The following is a 629-nucleotide window of genomic DNA, read 5'->3' on the forward strand; positions in this document are numbered from 1 at the left end:
GAGCCGCTACAACGAGCTGATCACCGACCGCCTCAAAGAGGGCGCGATTCAGACCCTGCTGCGCCACGGCGCCGACCCCAACGCCATCGACACCTATGCCGTGCCGGGCAGCTGGGAGATCCCCCTGATTGCCCGCGAGTGTGCCCAGTCGGGCGAGTACGACGCCATCATATGCCTCGGCGCGGTGCTGCAAGGCGAGACCAGCCACGCCCAGCACATCAGCAGCGCGGTCTGCAGCGCGCTGATGCACCTGATGCTGGAGACGGGCAAGCCCATCGCGCTGGGCATCCTGACCGAGGCGACCTTCGAGCAGGCGCTGGAACGCGCAGGCGGCAAGATGGGCAACAAGGGCAGCGAAGCCGCGCTTAGCGCCATCGAAATGGCACACCTACTACGCACGATAGGAGAGAGCCTATGAGAGCAGAGTCGCTGGCGTTTCTGAAGGCGATTGTGAACGCGCCGTCGCCGTCGGGCTACGAGCAACGCGCCGCGGAGGTCTACCGCGCCTACACGCGCGAGTTCGCCGATAAAGTCTACACCGATGTGATGGGCAACACCATCGCCGTGCTGAACCCCGACGGTAAGCCTCGCGTGATGTTCGCAGGGCACATGGACGAAATCGGCTTCAT

The 629-nt window shown here is 64.5% G+C and carries 1 protein-coding gene and 1 pseudogene; both read left to right on the forward strand.

Features of this window, described 5'->3' with window-relative positions; translation table 11 throughout:
- Positions 1-418 (forward strand): 6,7-dimethyl-8-ribityllumazine synthase (gene ribH / locus NW837_RS11660; protein ID WP_414331683.1); only part of this gene is annotated, 418 nt, incomplete at its 5' end.
- Positions 415-629 (forward strand): annotated as a pseudogene (locus NW837_RS11665) (hypothetical protein); the annotation flags it as partial. The gene ribH and the pseudogene NW837_RS11665, both read left to right, overlap by 4 nt.

Origin of the sequence: Synechococcus sp. R6-10 (assembly GCF_047461815.1) — a bacterium.
Classification (GTDB): Bacteria; Cyanobacteriota; Cyanobacteriia; order Thermostichales; family Thermostichaceae; genus Thermostichus.